This window comes from Schaalia sp. lx-260, assembly GCF_021083645.1.
In the GTDB taxonomy this organism is placed as follows: domain Bacteria; phylum Actinomycetota; class Actinomycetes; order Actinomycetales; family Actinomycetaceae; genus Pauljensenia.
In genome coordinates this window covers 274,544-293,956 of sequence record NZ_JAJNRQ010000003.1, presented here as the reverse complement: position 1 = coordinate 293,956, position 19,413 = coordinate 274,544, and the positions used below count along the sequence as shown (strand labels likewise).

Annotated in this window: 17 protein-coding genes; 13 read left to right on the top strand and 4 right to left on the bottom strand. The window is 49.7% G+C overall.

The genetic code is table 11. The features are described 5' to 3' along the window. Positions 1-267 precede the first annotated feature (267 nt). The 11 genes from glmS (at position 268) to tsaD (ending at position 13,580) form a co-directional block, all read left to right on the top strand. On the top strand, positions 268-2,184 hold the full coding sequence (glmS, locus tag LRP57_RS05245; RefSeq protein WP_231205477.1) for a glutamine--fructose-6-phosphate transaminase (isomerizing): 1,917 nt from the start codon (positions 268-270) through the stop codon (positions 2,182-2,184). A 211-nt stretch (positions 2,185-2,395) separates the two neighbouring features. Next, positions 2,396-3,310 carry a GRP family sugar transporter gene (locus LRP57_RS05240; RefSeq protein ID WP_231205476.1) on the top strand — a complete coding sequence of 305 codons (915 nt, stop codon included), beginning with the start codon at positions 2,396-2,398 and terminating at the stop codon, positions 3,308-3,310. Between the two features lie 78 nt (positions 3,311-3,388). Beyond that, positions 3,389-5,170 carry a bifunctional ADP-dependent NAD(P)H-hydrate dehydratase/NAD(P)H-hydrate epimerase gene (locus tag LRP57_RS05235; RefSeq protein WP_231205475.1) on the top strand — a complete coding sequence of 594 codons (1,782 nt, stop codon included), beginning with the start codon at positions 3,389-3,391 and terminating at the stop codon, positions 5,168-5,170. Positions 5,171-5,321: 151 nt separating this feature from the next. Next, on the top strand, positions 5,322-6,608 hold the full coding sequence (alr, locus tag LRP57_RS05230) for an alanine racemase (protein ID WP_331274741.1): 1,287 nt from the start codon (positions 5,322-5,324) through the stop codon (positions 6,606-6,608). 12 nt (positions 6,609-6,620) lie between these two features. Further along, positions 6,621-7,187, top strand: a complete 567-nt coding sequence (gene tsaE / locus LRP57_RS05225; RefSeq protein ID WP_231205474.1) for a tRNA (adenosine(37)-N6)-threonylcarbamoyltransferase complex ATPase subunit type 1 TsaE — start codon at positions 6,621-6,623, stop codon at positions 7,185-7,187. A 138-nt stretch (positions 7,188-7,325) separates the two neighbouring features. Then, positions 7,326-8,030 (top strand): tRNA (adenosine(37)-N6)-threonylcarbamoyltransferase complex dimerization subunit type 1 TsaB, encoded by a 705-nt coding sequence (gene tsaB, locus LRP57_RS05220; protein ID WP_231205473.1) that lies wholly within the window; start codon positions 7,326-7,328, stop codon positions 8,028-8,030. Between the two features lie 80 nt (positions 8,031-8,110). Further along, positions 8,111-8,590 carry a ribosomal protein S18-alanine N-acetyltransferase gene (gene rimI, locus LRP57_RS05215; protein ID WP_231205472.1) on the top strand — a complete coding sequence of 160 codons (480 nt, stop codon included), beginning with the start codon at positions 8,111-8,113 and terminating at the stop codon, positions 8,588-8,590. A 323-nt stretch (positions 8,591-8,913) separates the two neighbouring features. Next, positions 8,914-9,615: a succinate dehydrogenase cytochrome b subunit gene (locus tag LRP57_RS05210; protein ID WP_231205471.1), complete on the top strand. Its 702-nt coding sequence runs from the start codon at positions 8,914-8,916 to the stop codon at positions 9,613-9,615. 16 nt (positions 9,616-9,631) lie between these two features. After that, entirely contained in the window at positions 9,632-11,611 is a 1,980-nt protein-coding gene (locus LRP57_RS05205) for a fumarate reductase/succinate dehydrogenase flavoprotein subunit (RefSeq protein ID WP_231205470.1), read from the top strand. Beyond that, positions 11,608-12,351, top strand: coding sequence for a succinate dehydrogenase/fumarate reductase iron-sulfur subunit (locus LRP57_RS05200; protein ID WP_231205469.1), 744 nt, complete (start codon positions 11,608-11,610; stop codon positions 12,349-12,351). The genes LRP57_RS05205 and LRP57_RS05200 overlap by 4 nt, the downstream gene beginning before the upstream one ends. Positions 12,352-12,518: 167 nt before the next feature. Further along, the gene (tsaD, locus tag LRP57_RS05195; protein WP_231205468.1) at positions 12,519-13,580 is read left to right on the top strand and encodes a tRNA (adenosine(37)-N6)-threonylcarbamoyltransferase complex transferase subunit TsaD; all 1,062 of its coding nucleotides are present in this window, start codon (positions 12,519-12,521) and stop codon (positions 13,578-13,580) included. A gap of 29 nt (positions 13,581-13,609) precedes the next feature. On the opposite strand, the gene LRP57_RS05190 is transcribed toward tsaD, so the two are convergent. After that, positions 13,610-14,839 (bottom strand): THUMP-like domain-containing protein, encoded by a 1,230-nt coding sequence (locus LRP57_RS05190; RefSeq protein WP_231205467.1) that lies wholly within the window; start codon positions 14,837-14,839, stop codon positions 13,610-13,612. A gap of 386 nt (positions 14,840-15,225) precedes the next feature. Between LRP57_RS05190 and groES the strand changes: the two genes are divergently transcribed. Further along, positions 15,226-15,522 (top strand): co-chaperone GroES, encoded by a 297-nt coding sequence (gene groES, locus LRP57_RS05185; RefSeq protein WP_231205466.1) that lies wholly within the window; start codon positions 15,226-15,228, stop codon positions 15,520-15,522. A gap of 78 nt (positions 15,523-15,600) precedes the next feature. Here groES and LRP57_RS05180 read toward each other — a convergent pair whose 3' ends face one another. From LRP57_RS05180 to LRP57_RS05170, 3 genes are all read right to left on the bottom strand, one after another. Then, the gene (locus tag LRP57_RS05180; RefSeq protein WP_231205465.1) at positions 15,601-16,596 is read right to left on the bottom strand and encodes a cytochrome c biogenesis CcdA family protein; all 996 of its coding nucleotides are present in this window, start codon (positions 16,594-16,596) and stop codon (positions 15,601-15,603) included. Positions 16,597-16,609: 13 nt separating this feature from the next. Beyond that, complete coding sequence (locus LRP57_RS05175; protein WP_231205464.1) at positions 16,610-17,458, bottom strand: DsbA family protein; 849 nt, start codon at positions 17,456-17,458, stop codon at positions 16,610-16,612. Between the two features lie 202 nt (positions 17,459-17,660). After that, positions 17,661-17,954, bottom strand: a complete 294-nt coding sequence (locus tag LRP57_RS05170; protein WP_231205463.1) for a WhiB family transcriptional regulator — start codon at positions 17,952-17,954, stop codon at positions 17,661-17,663. Positions 17,955-18,322: 368 nt separating this feature from the next. Here LRP57_RS05170 and LRP57_RS05165 point away from each other — a divergent pair, with 368 nt between their 5' ends. Further along, positions 18,323-19,231, top strand: coding sequence for a MerR family transcriptional regulator (locus tag LRP57_RS05165; RefSeq protein ID WP_231205462.1), 909 nt, complete (start codon positions 18,323-18,325; stop codon positions 19,229-19,231). Positions 19,232-19,413: the final 182 nt, after the last annotated feature.

Below are 19,413 nucleotides of genomic sequence, written 5' to 3'. Positions count from 1 at the left end.
GAAAACAGGCAGAAAAGCCACACACGCACATGATAGCGCGAAGAAAACATCCTACTGTGATTTTTTCTGTTTGCTGTGCGTGTAGGAGTGGTTTTATTCGGGTATACCGAAAAATAAATATGTGAATTTTTGAATAAAATATCACCTACATGTGTGCAAAGACAAGCGAAAATGGCAAAGTAATTCGCATTGGAAAAAGTGAGCAAGGGGAGTCGAGGTGGTGCGTATCACCACCTTCATGATCGTGCTCTATGATCCAATGGACATATGTGTGGAATTGTTGGATATATTGCCCGCCAGTATTCGCAGCGCCCTCGTGAGGTCGTCATATCAGGACTTGAACGCTTAGAATATCGCGGATACGACTCCGCAGGAATAGCCCTGGCACACCCAAAGAAAATTGATGTCGTTAAAACTTTAGGCAAATTAGTTCACCTGAATGAGGCTCTTGAAGCAGCACAGCCTGAACCCTCCTGCGCAGCTATCGGCCATACACGATGGGCCACACACGGCCGCCCCACAGTAGTCAATGCTCACCCACACCTTTCCTTTGACGGGCGTTTTGCGCTCGTTCATAATGGCATAATCGAAAACGCTGAGCACCTGCGTGCAGGACTTCGTGAACACGGTATCGAATGTCAATCCGATACGGACACTGAAGTTGTCGTCCACATGCTCCAACAGGCATATGAAGATCCACAACTTCCAACATCGGTCGCAGAAAACCTTGATACCTCAGGTAACAACACCGAGGCGATTTCACGTCTGGTGAATGCTATGCATCATGTGACAGCTCAACTCGAAGGCACATTCACTTTACTTCTGCTCAGCGAATACGCCCCTGATGTCATCGTGGCCGCCCGCCGATCCTCACCTTTGGTTATCGGATTAGGCGAAAACGAAAACTTTCTTGGCTCTGACCCACTTGCATTTGTGGAATATACCTCACGTGTCCTTGACGTCGGACAAGACCATATCGCTGTTGTCAGCGCAGAAAAAGTCACAGTCATTGACCCTGCTGGCACAATCGTTACCACCCCTAAAATATATGAAGCTAACTTCGCAGCTGATCGCGCCTCAAAAGACGGCTGGCCCACATTCATGGAAAAAGAAATCCATGAACAGCCCCGCGGTGTGGCAGACACACTAGCTGACCGTTTCGACACGCACGGGCACTTAACACTTGACGAAATACGCATCCCCGAATACGTACTCCGCGGAATCGACAAAATGATTATTGTCGGATGTGGGACTGCCTCCTATGCTGGACAGGTCGCGCGTTACGCCATTGAACACTGGTGCCGTATCCCTGTGGAAGTTGAACTCGCTCACGAATTTCGATACCGCGATCCCGTTGTCACGGAAAAAACCCTAGTTGTCGCCATTTCACAATCAGGTGAAACGATGGACACAATTATGGCGGTGCGTCACGCACGTGAACAAGGCGCCCGTGTAGTATCCATTATCAACACGTCAGGATCAACGATTTCACGTGAATCAGATGCTGTCCTACTGACCCATGCTGGTCCTGAAATCGCGGTCGCCTCAACAAAAGCATTTACAGCGCAAGTAGCAGCCTGCTTACTTTTTGGCTTGTACCTTTCACAGGTGCGTGGCAATAAGTACGTCGATGAAATTCATGATTACATGGACAAACTTGCCCTCGTGCCACAGCAGATCCAATGGGTACTTGACCATGCGGAAACAGTACGTCAAACTGCTCGCACCATGAAAGACGTATCATCGGTCATTTACCTTGGCCGTCACGTGGGTTTCCCAGTAGCCCTTGAAGGTGCGCTGAAACTCAAAGAAATCTGCTACATGCATGCTGAAGGATTCGCGGCAGGAGAACTTAAACATGGTCCGATCGCCCTGATCGATGAGGGGCAACTGGTCATTATTATTGTGCCAACTCCTCGTCGACCTCAGCTACACAACAAAGTCGTCTCAAATATTCAAGAGGTCCGGGCACGCGGGGCGCGTACCATCGTCATTGCGGAAGAAGGTGACACATCGGTCGATGCTTTCGCAGATGTTGTATTCCACGTCCCGCAGACACCTACTCTGTATGCGCCGCTTCTGACTGTGATTCCACTGCAAATTTTCGCATGTGAACTGGCAGCAGTAAAAGGACGTGATGTTGATAAGCCACGTAACCTCGCGAAGTCTGTCACCGTTGAATAACAAGCCCTGCGAGTAGTCTCAAAAGACTTATAAGGATTTATGAGGCCAAGGCTGCCTGCATGCGCGGAAGAATTCCCTGTCATGAGAGGCAGTCTACGCCTAGATTTCACCTGCGTTTTGACATGTTATTCCAAGGTGAATTAGTCAACACCTGCGTGTAATAGCCGACATACGCTGTTCAATAGGAATCCATGCCAAGTATTCTGTGTCGGTGCTCGACATTCTTTTCGCACTCATCCCCAGCGTGATTTTCGGCAGCATGAGTTTGCTGCTCATGCTTTTTGGCGGTACAGACCGCCAAAAAATTACCGGCCTATACACCGGTGGTTTCCTTACCGCTGCAACGGTCACTCCATTCTTAGAAGTGCACTGGGACGTGAAAACATGGGTGGTTTCTTTTATTTCCGGTGCACTACTCGGATGGGGTTTATACGACCAGACAGTATGTTTGCGAGTCATTGGCGTGTCACGTACCATGCCGATTTCCACGGGACTTCAACTCGCTTTTATGTCCTTAGGTGGTGTCCTCCTTTTTGGCGAACTACAAGCACCGGGGGCTTTACCTGTGGGAATACTTGCAATCGTTTTGCTGATCGCCGGAGTATGGCTTACTTCGTTACATGAAAAAACCTCTGCGCAGTCCTCTCCAGAGCAAAATATTGATTGGCCCCGAGGAATACGCCTACTAACAACCTCAACGATCGGCTTAGTTGCTTTTCTTCTGCTCGCCCAATGGTTCGGCATTGACGGGCAAAGCATTATGCTTCCACAATCGTTCGGGTGCTTGGTGACGGGATACCTTTTATCCTCACCCATGCGAGAACGGCTGCACGGGCGGCCTCGTAAAAATGAGAATTCACGTTGGGCCCCAGCTACTTTCCGTCAAATGCTGACAGGAATCTTATGGGCTTCGGCTGTCCTCATACAGCAAATATCCACAGCTCGTAATGGTGTAGCAGTTGGTTTTACTCTTTCTCAATTAGGCGTCATTATTTCAACCCTCGGCGGTATCGTCCTGCTCGGAGAACATCGCACTCGCCGTGAAGCTATCTGGACAGGTGCCGGTGTCATACTTGTTGTCCTCGGCGCTGTATGCGCAGGACTTGCTCAAGCAATGGACACCTAGGTGATGCGCCCTCTCGCACGTGAAACAGGCCTTTAATCCGTGGCGCGCACAAAACGTCAGGCGATGAATAATAGGTGTATGACACGTGCTTACTATTACACCGCTGCTCAAATAGCTAAAACTGAAGCTATCGTTTGCGACCAAGCACGTGCCCTCAACGATCCTGACCGCTATATGCGACGTGCTGCTCGCGCAGTTGCCTCAGCAGTTCATCGTTATCATGAAGCCCATCCTGATCGGAATACGACGAAAGAAACAGGCCGCCCAACATCCACTGCGAACACTGATGAAGAACTAGGCGCCGACACGCAGGTGGATATATGCGCGCTTATCGGAGGCGGTAATAACGGGGGAGACGCCCTATACGCATGTGCATATCTTGCTGAGCAAGGCTATCGAGTGACAGCAATTGAATTTACGGGGCACTCGCATCAGCGGGCACGAAAACACGCAGAATCTGTGGGAGTTACACTTATTCCGGCAAATATGAATGAATGGCAGTTTCCTCAAAAAGAAATATCTGATAATACAACAAAAGAAACAGATGATTTTCGTAAGGAACACACGCATATAAGCCACTGCACGGTCCGCAAGGTATTTCCCGATCATATTCAGGTGGCTTTACGTGCAAGCATATGGATTGATGGAATCCTTGGAGCAGGCCTAAGAGGACCTATCCGCAAACCGTTAGCCTACGCAATATCTGCTATGCGAATATATGCCACGCAGCATCGGCCACATATAGTAGCTGTGGATACACCCTCAGGACTTTATAGCGGATACCAAATAGAGCATGATCCTATCCTGCCAGCCAATCACACGATCGCAATGATTGGTGCTCGCCAAGAAATTATCGAACCCCCAACATGCTACTATGCGGGAAGTCTTGAAATTGCTAATCTTGGTATAAAAGAACCCGAAGAAAAATGCGGAGAAATTATCGGTCCCTTCCACGCATACCACGCACTGCGTATCCCCAGATATGACGACCATAAATACACGCGCGGAGTCGTTTCACTGATCGCCGGTTCAAACTCCTACCCAGGTGCAGGAATCCTTGCGGTCAGCGGGGCCATCGCAATGGGCGCGGGTATGGTACGACTTGATTCAACAGAACGAGTACAAAACCTGACGCTTCAACGCTTCCCAGGAATTGTTGTGACACCGGGGAAAACGCACGCACTCGTTGTAGGCCCGGGGATAGAGGACCTGAAAGCTGAAACAGCGGAAAAAATACCTCAAGCCACCCTAAACGGTATCAGTATCGTCATAGACGCAGGCGCTTTAGACTATGTGCCAACCCTCAATGAACATGTGCAAAAGAAAACGCAGGAAAAACTGTGGGTGCTGACACCACACGCAGGAGAAGCAGCACGACTGCTACGTGCCTACGGGTATCAATGGACCAGTACCGATGTCACACATTCACCCGTTAAAGCAGCACAATATTTATCTGAATGTACGCAAGCAGCTGTCGTAATGAAAGGGGCCGCCACCGTTATTGTTATCCCCGGTAACAGGCCCGCAATTGTTCCTCAAGGAACAGGATGGATGGCATGTGCGGGCAGCGGTGATGTACTGGCTGGAATGATTGGCGCTGCTCTTGCCGCTGCATCAAGCCATCAGGATATGCCGCACTCTTTGCCTGTGCCGTTGCAGCATACGCCTGCTGTGCCAGGAAAAAACAGATGGACACAGGAACACGCACATGCCGTATATGGTGCAGTGTGGCTACATATGCAATCTGGCCGACGCATATCTGAAAGGCTAGGTAAATACGGTGGCCCAATACGTCCAGAACAGATTGCTGAATACGTCCCTGAACTGCTGGGAGAAATACTCGGCATGACAATTCCTTAAAAAGAAACGTCACGACTTTTCATAATAACGTGCTTCCTGTTTGCAGCTACTTCACCCATAAAGGAAAGGAAAACACGGCGGCATTTTTTGAAAAAGGCGCGAAATAGTGGCAAAACACGAGCATATACGCAGAAAGTGGAATACTAGAACAGTGATTTCCTCATTCTTTGAGCAGCAAGAATCTGACCAGCAAGAAACTGGAAGTACTCGCACAGAATTACACCCAGCCAGCGTCAGTGTCGACCTTGCAGCTATTCGTCACAATGTGCGCGCGCTACAACGCCTAGCCCCGCAGTCACAATTCATGGCTATCGTGAAAGGTAATGCCTACGGTCATGGCCTTATTCCGGTGGCCGTGGCCGCTTTAGAAGCTGGAGCGTCATGGTTTGGAGTGGCTCAAGTAAGTGAAGCACTGGAATTACGACGCGGATTGGATGAACTGGGGATTTCACGCGACAAAGCTCGGATTTTGACATGGATTGCCCCACCTGCAACAGATTGGGTACCGCTCATTACATCCGATATTGACCTCGCAGTATCGTGGACATGGGTTTTAGAAGAAATTGTTGAAGCAGCAATACGATGCGCGACTCCTGCTCGTATTCACGTCAAGATTGACACAGGAATGTCACGTGCAGGCTCCACAATTGAAGATCTTCTCCTGCTGGCTCAATCTGTACATGAATCTCTCCACAAAGGTCACGTGGAACTCATCGGAGCATGGACTCACCTTTCACGTGCAGATGATATGAGTGAGGCAGGTCGTGCCTCCACAGCGGAACATATGAAAATTTTTGCTGAAGGCCTGAGCATCCTCGAAAAAGAAGGACTCCACCCACAGATACGTCATGCAGCAGCTACTGCTGGTATTTTGTGGCATCCCGAGACTCACCTCGACATGGTACGTGCAGGAATAGGCATATACGGTTTAAGTCCTGACCCTGATGTTGCCTCCTCACACGAACTTGGTTTACACCCGGCAATGCGTATCAGCGCTCCGCTTACCTCGGTTAAAAAAGTGGCATACGACCGCCCTATTTCTTACGGTGGTACTGCGCGCACCCAAACGGATCGATGGCTCGGTTTAGTGCCGATAGGATACGCAGATGGGGTGCTTCGAGCCTCATCCCCAGGGGCTTACGTGATTGTGCGCACGGACCGCGGCCCCGTGCGAGCACCTGTCGTGGGACGTATTTGCATGGACCAGTTCATTATTGATCTTGGGCCGGTTACTGCTGATACCTTACCGCCTGCTCAGGTAGGGAATACGGCAATTGTGATTGGTGATGCAACCCGTGGAGAACCAAGCGCTGATGAATGGGCGCAGGCAGCTTCCACCATCAATTATGAGGTGGTTACTCGTGTTGGTGAACGACTGCGACGGCATTGGACCGATAGTGAACAAACCTGCGAGAACGCCCAATACGATCTTGTGTGAGAAGGAAAAATAATGGAGAAATTCGTTTGTCATACGCAGAATGCCGACATGACACGCGCATTAGGCCAAGCGCTCGGTGAGTGTGTACGTGCAGGTGATTTGATTATGCTGCGAGGTGGCCTAGGCGCAGGTAAAACCACATTCACTCAAGGAATCGGCCACGGTATGAATATACGTGGACAGGTTGCTTCTCCCACTTTCATTGTTGCCCGACTGCACCCTCCTTTAGGGGAAGGGCCTGCTTTGATTCACGCAGACGCGTACCGTATTCGTGATCTTGACGATCTTGAAACTTTAGATCTTGATTCCACACTTGATGAATCTGTCACTGTTGTGGAATGGGGTGAAGGGAAAACTGAAGCTTTATCCTCTGAACGTTTAGAAATAGATGTTGAACGCGCAACAGGTGGATATGTGCAATGTGATGACCACAATGTGATTGATTTAGAAACGATGGATGATGGGCAGCGTCGCATTGTTTTTACCGCTCATGGGACTCGTTGGGATGGTATTTTTGAGGCTCTACGTGCCCGAGCAGATTTTCTTTACCAACAAGGAATGTCAGGATCCGCGAGTTAAGAACTTGTGATCTGTCATTGCCTTTACTTTCGTGCATAGTGCCGCGCTATGGTTTTTCGTTTTGAGCCTTGACGGTAGCGACACTGCCTGCACAGTGTATATTTCACTCAGACTTTGACTATTTAAGAGGAATCAATCGTGTTATATCTGTGCCTTGACACTTCTTCTGTGACATCAGTAGCTGTTGTTCGTGATGGTCAGACTGTTGCTCGTGCGCGTTCGCAGTCGGCACGTCATCACGTGGAAACAATTATCCCGATGATTCATTCTGTTGTGGAAGAAGCTGGTATTCCTTCCCTTCATGCGGGGACAGGGGACTGCGGTATTGAGGCTGTGCTTGTAGGTACAGGGCCAGCGCCTTTTACTGGTTTACGTGCCGGTTTGGTCAGTGCGCGTGTTTTAGCTTACTCACTGAAAGTGCCGGTGTACGGTGTCCCTTCGCTTGATGTGATGGCCCGTGCCGCTTTGGATCTTTTACCTCAGAACGAAACAGTGGTGGCTATTTCTGATGCTCGTCGTCGTGAATTGTACTGGGGTATGTATCGAGCTGATGGGCCAGATGACGTGTTCTGTGAAGGCAATATAGAGGTGGGATCAGCTCAGATGCTTGTATCTCAACTTCATGAACCTTCTGCTCTACTGGTATGTGAAGGGGAAGTTCCCGCTCACTCGGCAGATGCGCTCCTCGGGATTGCGCGGGGTCCTCTTGCTCCGATTGATCCGGCGGTTATGGTCCGTATTGTGCGTTCTCGTTTGGCTCAAGGTGATATGGAACGTGTGGGGACTGAGCCATTGTATTTACGTCGTCCAGATATTCATGGGCAGGCAGCTGAGCGCATGTAGATACGTGCGCAGGTACTGCAATTGCTCGGAATAAAGGAAAAATAATGCCGATAAATGGCGATCATGCGCGGCTAAATCAAATGGTAACTCCATCCTATGAGTATCACAGGTTAGGGGTAGCTGATTGTGAAACTGTTTATGCCTGTGAATGTGAGGTTTTTGCTGAGGATCCATGGACTTACTCAATGATTGAGCAGGAGTTATCTTCACCGCACCGCTATTATGTTGGGGCTTTTTTAGGGAGCGTATTAGCAGGTTGGGCGGGGATATCCATTGGTATTGATGCGGATGTGATGACGATTGGTGTGCGAGAACAATTTCGAGGGACTGGTGTGGGTCACGCCTTAATGTCTGATGTACTTGCTGTTGCACTGGATGAAGGAGCACAGCGAATCTTTTTGGAAGTACGTGAATCTAATGTGGGCGCTATCCACATGTATGAGCGTCATGGATTTTTCCCTATAGGACGTGTGAAAAATTATTTTCGTTATCCTCGGGAGGACGCCCTCACTATGCGTAAAGATGCGCTGTCGGGGAGTAAACCTGCCTCAAACGTGTGAATACTGCGCGTATGGTAGGGGAAAAGCAACATTTTTTATATGCGAGGAAAATGCGACGAAACGTGGAAAACGTGACTAAGACAAGGAAAACTTTTGTTAGGTAAAGTTGCTTGCGAAGTCTTCAGGCTAGATAAGCAAAAACAATGTTAGTTAATACCTTTCGTTAATGATGACGAAATTGAAAATGCGAAGAAAAACACTAGAAAAAGTCGTGTTACGAAAATGGCGGAATAAAGCCGAAAAAATACTATTTTTTTGACACCGTGTGCGAAACAGGTCCCGAGTCCCAGCAGGGATGAGTACGGAGCCTTTAGGGTGGATACATGGCCACACAAACTGTCGCAACGAAGAAACGTCGCGCATGGACAACCACGGTGTTTGTTAAGCAACTCATGGCTGTCTCAGGACTTGTCTTCGTCTTTTTCTTGCTTTTCCACTCGTATGGAAACCTTAAGATGTTCCTCGGTCAAGAGGCATACGATCATTATGCTGAATGGCTGAAGCACGACGCGCTGTACCCAATCTTCCCGCACGGAGGTTTTATTTGGGTATTCCGCGCAGCAATGATGCTGATGCTCGTTATTCACGTCGCTGCTGCTGCGATTACATGGAAACGTTCACGTCGAGCTCGTCGTACTCCGTACCGCGTAAAGAAAAATGCCGCTGATGCCTATGCAGCACGTACGATGCGTGTCACAGCAGTTTTGCTGCTAGGGCTCATCATTTTCCATATTCTTCACTTCACCACAGGGACAATTCGCACGGGATTCACCGCCGATTCCACACCGTATGAGCGTATGGTTGCGGCATTCCAGAATCCTTTCATGGTGATCGTGTACCTCGTTTTTGTGGCAGCGGCATGTCTGCACGTCGCTCACGGTTTCTGGTCGGCATTCCAATCCCTTGGATGGGTTCGTTCAGGAACACGTAAATTTATGGTCGTTGTCTCTGGCCTCATCGGTGTTCTCATCTTCGCGATGTTTGCTTTACCGCCGTTAGCCATCGCCGTCGGCTTCATACGCTGAGAAAGGGTGATCGTATATGACTGACACCTTAATCAAGGGCTTCTACCGTGAAGGCGAGCCCGCCGTCGATCATAAAGCGCCGCTGGATGTTCCATTGTCACAGTGCTGGGAACAACGTAAATTCTCTGCGGCCCTCGTTAATCCCGCTAACCGCCGTAAGCTGCGTGTCATCATTGTTGGCTCAGGCTTAGCTGGAGGCGCTGCTGCGGCCTCCTTAGGTGAAATGGGATACAACGTTGACGTATTCTTCTATCAGGATTCTGCTCGCCGCGCACACTCAATTGCTGCGCAGGGCGGTATCAATGCAGCCAAGAATTACCGCAACGACAACGACTCCGTGTACCGCCTGTTCTACGACACCGTAAAGGGCGGTGACTACCGTGCACGTGAAACAAATGTGTACCGTTTAGCTGAAGTAAGTGCGAACATCATTGACCAATGTGTTGCTCAAGGTGTTCCATTTGCCCGTGAATACGGTGGCTTATTAGATAACCGTTCATTTGGTGGCGTTCAGGTTTCACGTACTTTTTACGCGCGCGGCCAGACAGGGCAACAACTCCTCATCGGTGCTTATCAAGCACTTGAACGTCAAGTTGCCGCTGGAACAGTGACAGAACATTCCCGTCACGAAATGGTTGAACTCATTGTTTCTGATGGGCGCGCCCGAGGAATCGTTGCTCGCAACATGACCACAGGCGAACTGGAAACCTATGTGGCTGACGCGGTTGTGCTGGCCTCAGGCGGTTACGGCAACGTGTTCTTCCTGTCCACCAACGCAATGGGATGTAACGCGACAGCAATTTGGCGTGCACACCGTAAGGGCGCATGGTTCGGTAACCCCTGCTTCACGCAGATTCACCCGACCTGTATTCCACAGCACGGCGATCAGCAGTCAAAGCTCACTTTGATGTCGGAATCCCTGCGTAACGACGGTCGTATTTGGGTGCCCAAGAAGGCTGAGGATTGCGAAAAAGATCCACGTGATATTCCAGAAGAAGATCGCGATTACTACCTTGAGCGCATCTATCCGGCTTTCGGTAACCTCGTTCCTCGTGATATCGCTTCACGTCAAGCAAAGAATATGTGCGACGAAGGCCGAGGCGTTGGTCCGAAGATTGACGGCGTTGCTCGCGGCGTGTACCTCGACTTTGCTGAAGCAATTGGTCGTATGGGACGTGACGCTGTTTCTGCGAAGTACGGCAACCTCTTTGACATGTATGAACGCATTACAGGTGATAACCCGTATGAGACGCCTATGCGTATCTACCCTGCGGTTCACTACACAATGGGTGGCTTGTGGGTTGACTACGATCTTGAATCTAACCTACCTGGCCTGTATGTGACAGGTGAAGCAAACTTCTCAGATCACGGTGCCAACCGTTTAGGTGCTTCTGCGCTGATGCAAGGTCTGTCAGATGGCTACTTCGTTTTGCCTAACACCATCAATGACTATCTGGCTCACGCATTTTCTTTGCCTCGTTTGGATAACAATTCGGAAGATGTCCTCGCAGCAAAAGCTGAGGCTCAGGCCCGTATTGACCGTTTGATGGCTGTTGATGGTAACCGTTCAGTGGACTCATTCCACAAGGAACTGGGAAACATCATGTGGGAATACTGCGGTATGGAACGTACCGAAGAAGGCCTGAAGAAAGCCATTGGCCTGATTCGTCAGCTCCGTGAAGAATTCTGGGTAAATGTTCGCGTACCGGGTAAATCGGTCGGTGAACTCAACCAATCCCTAGAAAAAGCAGGCCGTGTTGCTGACTTCATGGAATTAGGCGAATTAATGTGTATTGATGCCTTGCACCGTGAAGAATCCTGCGGTGGGCACTTCCGCGCCGAGTCGCAAACTCCTGAAGGGGAGGCCCTGCGTCACGACGACAAGTTCCTGTACGTCGCAGCATGGGAGTGGACTGGTGAAAGCCAACCTCCTGTTTTGCACAAGGAAGACCTGGTTTACAACAACATCGAGCTGAAGCAGCGGAGTTACAAGTGAACTTGACACTGAAGATTTGGCGTCAGAGCGGTCCAGAAGATCCCGGCGCTATGCACGAATATCAGATCCGCGGGATTTCTGAGGAATCATCGTTCCTTGAAATGCTTGACGTATTAAACGAAGAGCTTTTCGCTCGCGGCGAAGAACCAATCGCCTTTGATTCAGACTGCCGTGAAGGTATCTGTGGTCAATGTGGTCTGGTCATTGACGGTATCGCTCACGGTCCTGAGGTGACAACAACCTGTCAGCTACACATGCGTACATTCAACGATGGAGATGTCATCACCATCGAACCATGGCGAGCTGAAGGTTTCCCAATCATTAAGGACCTTGTGGTAAACCGCAGCGCCCTGGATCGCATCATTCAGGCTGGCGGCTACATTTCCGTCAACACAGGTGCAGCTCCAGATGCCCATGCCACACCTGTTCCAAAACAGGACGCAGACCGTGCATTCGAGGCCGCAGCGTGTATTGGCTGTGGCGCATGTGTTGCTGCATGTCCGAATGCTTCCGCCATGCTGTTCACTTCGGCAAAAGTCACACACCTGCAGCTCTTGCCGCAAGGCAAGCCAGAAAACCTCAAGCGCGTGGTTGCTATGCTGAACCAGCACGATGAGGAAGGTTTCGGTTCCTGCACGAATATTGGTGAGTGCGCGGCCGTATGTCCTAAGCAAATCCCATTGGATGTGATTGCGACATTGAACCGCCAGCTCGGTAAGGCAACATTCGCAGGCATGTGATCTGCTGATGGCAGGTGCCATACACCATTTTCATATAGTGCCCGTCCTTGTACATAGGGGCGGGCACTATGCTGTACATGCCCTGATGAATCTTTCTCTTGAGTATTATTCACAACTTTTCTGTGTGGAACTGCTGGCCCACTTCCATAGGGGTTAAAATTTCCCCTGTGAGTTCAGAGAAAGAAAAAGCACAGCCACTGGTTCTTGGAATTGAATCGACATGCGATGAAACAGGAGTGGCTCTGGTGCGGGGATGTGAACTACTGGCTGACCGCACAGCAACATCAATGGATGAATATGCACGTTATGGCGGTATCATCCCTGAAATTGCTTCACGTGCGCACTTGGAATCAATCCTGCCGACCTTAGAATCAGCATTGAAGGAATCCGAGGTATCACTGGCCGATGTGGATGCTATTGCTGTGGCAGCAGGACCAGGTTTAGTGGGCTCCTTAACAGTAGGTATTTGTGCTGCTAAAAGTCTGGCTTTTGCTCTGAATAAACCCATTTACGGTGTGAACCATGTTCTTGGGCACCTTGCTGTTGACAAATTAGTTGATGGGCCTTTACCTGAAAAATTTATTGGTCTGGTAGTTTCTGGTGGGCACTCGAATCTTCTGCTTGTTCGTGATATTGCCACTGATGTGCAAGAACTCGGCGGCACTTTAGATGATGCTGCTGGTGAAGCATTCGATAAAGTAGGGCGTTTGTTGGGCTTACCGTATCCAGGAGGTCCGCATGTGGATCGCCTTTCACGCGAAGGCAATGTTTCTGCACTACGTTTTCCACGTGGTTTAGCTGCAGGAAAAGATAAAGAACGCCATAAATATGATTTCAGTTTTTCTGGCTTAAAAACTGCTGTCGCTCGTTATGTTGAGGGTGCGACAGCGGCAGGAGAACACGTAAATACGGCTGATGTATGCGCCGCGTTTTCTGAAGCAGTAAATGATTCATTAACAGCAAAAGCTGTGCGTGCAGCTATTGACCATGAATGCTCCACAATTGTCGTGGGCGGTGGTTTTAGTGCAAATTCGCGTTTACGTGAACTTCTTTTGGAACGTGCTCAGGCCGCAGGAATTGAAGTACGTATGCCTCCGTTACGTTTTTGTACAGATAACGGCGCACAGATTGCTGCTATGGGATCGGAACTACTGCGGGCAGGAGTACGTCCTTCACCTGCTGATTTTTCACCAGATTCAGCAATGGTCCTCACACAGGCATCACAGTAAAAACCAGTGCTGTCACTGGGGGAATATTTTCAGCAAACGCGGCGACCAATGATTGCGCGATGTTGTCCTTGGATGCGCGTGGCAATGACAACAGCGGGCGTACTTCCAGTGAGTTTGAGCTGTCGACGTAAGACCTCAGGTGAAATATCGGCTCCGCGTTTCTTGATTTCAACGTAGCCAGCATCTAAATGACGCAGTGCTGCAGAAATCTGTTTAGGGCGGAGCGCGGTGACGTCGTGTACCTCGAAAGCTGAATAAAACGGGCTGGGTGTATATGTATCGCCTGTAAGGTAAGCGATACGTGAATCAATGAGGTGCAGGTTGTATTGATCTGCGATAGCGGAAATAGTGCCGCTGCGGATTATCGCATCATCGGGTTCCATGATGAACCGGCTAAGCGGTCCAACAGGTGCAGGAGTGATCGGATCGCATGGGGTATGAGCATGAGGATCTGTGACAATGTGTATGGTCTGCTCTCGGATAATTTGCGCACTGCGACCAGGGCCTTCTATTGCAAGAGGAGGTGACCATAGAGCTGCCTCAACAAGCTGACCGTCTACGCTTGTCCACTGGACATGAAAATCTGCGGGAAGTACCTCATATGCGATTCCGGGGGCTACTTTGACACCAAGAGCCGGAATGTACTGAGTCCACGAGAGCACCGTAGATAAAGGAGGGGCCCAGTGTTCAGGATCCTGAATACGAGTATTGCCTTTGTGTAGGCCGCTTCGACGTGCAGGATCAGCAAAGATAGCGTTTACGCCACGAGCGATAAGATCACTCATCTCCAGTTGTAAAACATCGCCACATAGCACTTCAGACTCAGGGAAATCTCGTAGATTTGCTGCTGCGGCTGCCGCTGAGTCCTCATCAATATCAAGGCTGAATGTGCGGATTCCAAGGCCGGCTGCCGTTAAAGATTCAGTGCCGATACCGCAGCCTAAATCGGCAAGATAAGTGACTCCGGCACGGTGAAAACGTTGCGCGTGAGTTGTAGCAACAGATAAACGTGAGGCTTGTTCGAGTCCTTCGCGGGTGAAAACCATATGACGAGCTAAAGAACCAAATTTTCTTTCTGCCGCTTCGCGTAGGTCAAGTTGCTGGAGGATAGCGGAAGCGACGTGAGGTGTTACACCTTGGGAACGTAAAGCGGTGCTTAAAGAAAGTGAGTCAAGGGTGCGTCGTTCGGGGCGTTTTTCCCATGCTTGCAGTATTTCCCAGGCAGGGGAGTCCAAGATGAGGCGAAGCGACGTATCCATGCTGTTATTGTCCCATGATCCTTTGGAAGGCGGATACTGGGAGAAATGAGGCAATTGAGTGCAAATACACCCAAATTACAGTGTTTCTGGTAAATATTGATGAAATAGCCTTGACAGGTGGGGAAAAGAAATACAAGGCGATATGAGTGAATCGGCGTATGAAGAATGTGGGCAGCATACTTTACGTAAAAAATCATCTGGAAACATGAAATGTTGATATAGACGATATATTTACCACTGAAATTGGCACTCGGCTTGCTTGAGTGCCAATGCGGTTCTAAGCTGGGACCTGAACGCGACATGATCGCGGAAGGCTCTGGGTCTGACCCCCGCGACGGCAGACAGAGAGCAGTAATGTCTTTCCGTTGTAAGAAGGAGTGACGACAATGTCGATCACCATTAAGCCCCTTGAAGACCGTATTGTTATTCGTCAGCTTGAAGCTGAACGCACCACCGCTTCAGGTTTAGTTTTGCCTGACACAGCCAAGGAAAAGCCGCAGGAAGGTGAAGTTATCGCTGTTGGTCCCGGCCGCGTTGACGATAACGGAAACCGTGTTCCTGTAGATGTCAAGATTGGTGACACTGTTATTTATAGCCGTTACGGTGGCACAGAAGTCAAGTACGAAGGGGAGGAATACCAGATCCTTTCCGCTCGTGACGTACTCGCAATCGTCGAGCGCTGAGCTTATCCATCACGGTGTACTCATACGTACACCGAAAGGACCCAGAAGGCCTACCTGTTTATTTGACAGGTGGGCCTCCTATTTTCCTACTCGCAGATAACGCCGTAACGCATATATGCCCACTGCTAAGATGGCGACAATACCAACAGGAAGCCACCAGGGAATGAGGGAGAAAACCTCGATCGTACGGCTTTCAAGATCTGCGAGAGCAGAAGAACTAAAGAAATGTTGAAAAGGAAGCCATAAACCGCCCCAGATCAACGATACGCCTAAAAACAAGAAAAATAGGCCGGAGATAATATGCGTCCATGTTGTCCAACGTCCCAAAAGTTTTACAGGACGAGGACGCAGCAAAGGGCGCATCCACTTTTCACACGAGCGCCACACGATCGCAAGAAGCAGCAGCGGAAGGCACATGCCGCTCCCGTAAAGAAACATGAGCCACAGTGCTGATAGGAGCGAGCCTCCTAAGCCTGCGCCCAAAAGAACAGCTCCAAGAATAGGGCCAGCGCAGCCTACACCTGCTACACCGTAAGTAATACCCAGCAAGTACACTGCCAGAGGGTTTGCTGAATCATCTGTGGAACGGAGCCTATGGCTTCTAGAAGTAAAAACGGCAGAAGTCGGCGTAAAAAGTTTGCCTGTTCTGGCTGAAATAGACCCTTCGTCCAGTTGGACTGAAGCAGGTGAGGCCGACGATGAATGAGCACCAGATGTAGAAAAGCGAGGTAAACCTCGACGGTATTTCATCCAAAGTGAGCGAAAAAACCTGACAGGTGAATGAAATTCAACAGAGAAAATCTGCAAAAAAGCAAGGACGATAATGAGCCCAGCAGCTGCAACCACAATTTGATGACTGTGAGCGTGAAATGCTGAGCCAACGGAACCAGAAAGAACAGCTAAAGGCAACAAAGCAGTTAAAAGACCCGCCCAGAAAATAGCGGTACGAAGCAGCAGGGTAGTACGAGAAGTAAAAGCGTAAGCAAAAAACGCAGGAAGGACCATCACAGAGCAGGGTGCGAAAAGTGTGAGGATTCCTCCGCAAAAAGCCGCCCATGCGGGAAGTGTCATCATAACGAGAGCATTCTTAACGAGCAGCTTGCTTCGCGTACTCAGTGATCGTATTCCGAATGTAGGCTATATCGCGGTAGCCGCTGATAACAGAGTCACCAATGAAAGCGAAAGGTGTTCCTTTCACGCCGATTGAGTACGCGTGTTCACGGCTTTTTTGCACTGCCTGCACAGTAGCTTGACTGGTCATTTCAGCTGTGAATGCTTCAATATCAGGAACCCCTGCTGCGCGAGCAAAGTCGATGAGTTTACTTTCAGTATATTCAGGGTGCTCAGATGGTCCTGCAGCCGCATAAACAGCGTCATGGAATTCCCAGAAACGACCTTGTGAAGCTGCGGCGCGACCAGCCTGTGCTGCAAGAGGTGAGGTTTGTGTGACCTGCGCCAGATCACGCCATTCGACACGAAGTGTTCCATTGTCGATAAGGTCATTGAGCTGAGGCTGTATTTCTTTAGCAAAAAGCGTGCAATAGGGGCAGCCGAAATCCGAATATAAGACAAGGACAACGGGAGCATCAACAGAGCCTTTAGCCTGACCGTCTGTGGGATCACGGTGAGGTTCTGCTCGGATAATTGCCAGAGCTTCAGAATCGGTATGTGCGGGTGCGACTTCCTCATGTGATGTCTGCGCTTGTGTTTGCGTGGACTGAGGTTTTTGCGCAGTGGAGGAGCCCGCTTCACTTTGCGTCATTTCGACGGCAGATTGTGGCGGCTGGGCTAGCGAGCGGTCACGAACCAATATTACCGTTACCACGATTAAAAGAGTGGCAACAATGAGCAAAAGCAAAGCCATGATAAGGACAAGTGGGTTACGCTCAGAACGAGGTGAGGCAGTGGAAACTGTAGGGGAGTTGGGAAGTGTCATAACCTTGCTTTCGTAATGAGAAAAAGAAAATCTTCACCTATATATCAAAAAATAGTATGAAAATAGAGGGCCGACATCTTTTGTATGAAAGTATCTGTAGATATAGGGGATATCCCTCATTGATGCCTTAATCCCTATGATGAGTGCCCAAGGATAATAAAAGCGTCGTCACTGCTGTGACGACGCAATTAGTGGACGGTTTTTAGGAGGCGCGACGTCGAGCAGTGCCTCGAACAGCTTCTCGACGTTCTTCTTCGGTCATGCCACCCCAAATGCCATAAGGCTCTTGTGCTGCAAGGGCATATTGGCGGCATTGTTCAAGAACAGGGCATGTGGCGCATATGGCCTTCGCTGCTTCAGCACGACGGCGGCGAGTGGAGCCTCGTTCGCCTTCAGGATGGAAAAACATTTCCGTATCTAGGTCGCGGCAGGCCCCTTGGTACTGCCACTCCCAAACCTCCATCATAGGGCCGGGTAGTCGCGAGACATCAGTCATGGGTCCTCATTTCCTACAAGTGAACAATTGATGATGAAGAATGTTCCTTCATCTTGCTATCCACCATTCTACGTAACTGTGCATATGTTGTTCAAGACCGTGTCATAAATTCTCCTGAAACTCTCAGGAAAAGAGAGAAAGCTGAGAAAACACTGAAAGAAAATATCTATGAAAGTTACAGTTCAATAAAGAAAAAGACTCCACAAAGCACTGAAACTGGGCGAAAAGAAGAAAAACACATCTTCCGGTGGCGCAAAAAGGCTGAGGGTACGACAATCGAAGAAAAGCAATGCACAAGTAATGCGCGCACGAAGAACAGAAAGTGCGTCATTTTTGCGCATATCAGCACGCAGTGAAAAGGAGCAAATATGCCTAAGGCACAGCTCGTGGCCGCAGAATTACCACAAGCGCCACTTACTGTAGCCGCTGTGTCGGTACGCCTAGGAATATCTCCCTCCACATTACGCACATGGGAACGCAGATATGGGATTGGAAACGAAGAACGCCAATCCGGAACTCGACGACGCTACCTTCCAGATGATTTTGCGCGCCTTGCTCACATGGTTGAATTAATTCACGCAGGAGTTCCTACAGCTGAAGCCGCAGCTATTGTGCGAGGCGAAACCCCCGTGAAAACACGTGAAAACACGCGTGAACTTCCCGTGCCATCACATTGCGACGACATACTTGCCGCTGCACAAGGAGGTCGCGCAGAAACCCTTATACGCCTACTAGAAAATGCGATAGCAACCCACGGCCTCGTCTACACATGGACACATTTACTTGAACCGGCACTTGAATCCATCAGAGCCTCCACCGAAGGCGAAAAACCAGGATACGCACCCTCGGCCCTCTTGACACTTGCAGTTCTCCAAGTCCTCACCGAAATATCAGACCAACGCCCCACCACCTCAACAGACCAAGAAAAAACAGTAGGAATCCTTATCCTCACAGATGAAGAACATTCCTTGGCAGCTCATGTCATGGGAGTAGCTTTACAATGGCGAGAACACCCCACGGCAATTATGTCCACAGGAAATCACGGTGGGACAGAAGTATGCGACCGAATAGCAACATACATACAAAACCATGATGTGCGTATCGCTGTCGTCACAGGACGCGGGACAGCATGTGAAAAACTTGTCACAACCCTCATACATGACCACAGCACCGACGTCATCCTCGTAGGAGCGGATACACCACCAATTCTGAATCCGAAAGTCCTACGTGTACGCACTATCGCTGCAGCCGTTGAAGAAACTCTTGCACGTATCTAAAACAGGCCACGGTCATCACTTTTCCGGATACCACATCCACTGTCCGATAATCGGTCACGAAAGCACAGGAACGCACATCCTATGGTCGAAAGCCCCCATTTCCCTTTGCTTTCAATGGTAACGTGGCACCTATAATCTTGCGTCCCCGCAAAGGAACATATACCCACACATCAACATAATGG